General features: G+C 68.2%; 1 protein-coding gene. It reads left to right on the top strand.

Annotation, left to right across the window (positions count from 1 at the left end; genetic code table 11):
• The first annotated feature begins 93 nt into the window (after positions 1-93).
• Positions 94-1,776 (top strand): IS1182 family transposase, encoded by a 1,683-nt coding sequence (locus IH45_RS0142560; RefSeq protein WP_030682543.1) that lies wholly within the window; start codon positions 94-96, stop codon positions 1,774-1,776.
• Positions 1,777-1,788: the final 12 nt, after the last annotated feature.

Genomic DNA, 1,788 nt, shown 5'->3' with positions numbered 1-1,788 from the left:
GGATGCTGTTGGTTTATTCGGCCCTCGCGTGACGTCGGTCTCCACGATCCGGTTGTGGTCGTGGAGACCGACGTTTTGTGTGGGGTGATGGCGATGTCGTTGCAGCCGAGGAGCTCGGGGGAGATTCCGGCGGAGACGATGCGGGTGGCGCGGGCCGCGTTCCCGAAGGGGAGTCTGGCGATCCGGGTCCGGGACGAGCTGGGGGTGCTGTTCCGTGACGAGGACTTTGCGGATCTGTTCGCCTCCCGGGGGCGGCCTGCCTGGTCTCCCGCGGGACTGGCGCTGCTGTCGGTGCTCCAGTTCGTGGAGGGGCTGACCGACCGCCAGGCCGCGGAGGCGGTGCGTGCGCGGATCGATTTCAAGTACGCGCTCGGGCTTCACCTTGACGATCCTGGCTTCGACTTTTCGGTGCTGTCGGAGTTCAGGGACCGGCTGGCAGGTGCGGACGGCGGGCGGCGGGTGCTGGACGGTGTGCTGACCGCGGCCTGGGAGAAGGGGCTGCTCAAGAGCGTGGGCCGGGCCCGTACGGACTCCTCGCACGTGTTGTCGTCGGCGCGGGAGCTGTGCTGGCTGGAGATGGTGGCGGAGACGCTTCGGGCGGCGTTGAACGCGCTGGCTCAGGCTGCTCCCCAGTGGCTGGCCCGGATCGCGGAGCCGGACTGGTTCAGGCACTACGCCACCCGGGCCGAGGAGTCCCGGTTCCCCAAGGCTCGCGTGAAGCGGGATGAGGTGGGGACGCGGATCGGCCGGGACGGTATGCGCCTGCTCCAGGCGGTCCTCACCGTCGATGCGCCCGAGGGGCTGCGGGTGCTGGAGGAGGTGGAGACCCTCCGGCAGGTATGGGTCCAGAGCTTTTGCCTGGTGGACGGTGAGGTGATTCGAAGGAGCCCAAAAGACCGGCCGCCAGGCGCGAATCGCCTGGTCACTCCCTTTGACCCCGATGCCCGTGTCGGGGTCAAACGGAACACCATGTGGGACGGGTACAAGATTCATCTCACCGAGACCTGCGGCGAGGACGCCCCGAACCTGGTCACCAACGTGGCGACCACCGTGGCCACCGTCGCGGACAGCGCGGTGAACGAGGAGATCCACACCTCCCTCGCCGCACGGGGCTGTTTGCCCGCGGAGCACTGGGTGGATGCCGGGTATCCCACCGCCGCCCAGGTCCTGACCACCTGGGCCGAGCATGGCGTCGAACTGCACGGCCCGCTGGCCGGCAACACCTCGTCCCAGGCTGAGGGCGCCTTCGGGCTCGATGCGTTCGCCATCGACTGGGAACGCCGGCAGGCGACCTGCCCCAACGGTGTCACGGCCACGAAGTGGTACACGCGTGCTGATTCCAAGGGCTTGCCGGTTATTCAGGTGCGGTTCCCCGACAGCCGCTGCGGGCCCTGCCCCGACCTGCGTTCATGCGTGAGCTCGGCCACCGGCCGTCGCCGGGAACTCATGCTGCGGCAGCAACAGGCTGAACACGACGCCATCCGCAGCATCCGAGCCGAACAGCAGACCGACGCCTGGAAAGAGCGTTACAAGATCCGCGCGGGCGTCGAAGGCACCATCTCCCAGGCCGTTAGACGCTGTGGCCTGCGCAGGTCCCGCTACCGGGGCCTGACAAAGACCAGCCTCCAGCACCAGCTCACCGGAGCCGCGATCAACCTCGCCCGCATCGACGCCCACCTCACCGACACACCCCGGGCCCGCACCCGCACCAGCCACTTCGCAGCGCTTTGTCCCGTCGAGCTGGCGCTCGACGGGACAAAGCAGAGGACCGATTAACCAACAGCATCC

It is taken from the genome of Streptomyces rimosus subsp. rimosus (assembly GCF_000720725.1).
Lineage (GTDB): Bacteria > Actinomycetota > Actinomycetes > Streptomycetales > Streptomycetaceae > Streptomyces > Streptomyces rimosus_A.
This window is presented reverse-complemented; position numbering and strand designations above follow the sequence as displayed.

Coding starts and splice junctions, on each gene's coding strand:
- IH45_RS0142560 (WP_030682543.1), top strand. CDS start 94: ATGTCGTTGCAGCCGAGGAGCTCGGGGGAGATTCCGGCGGAGACGATG.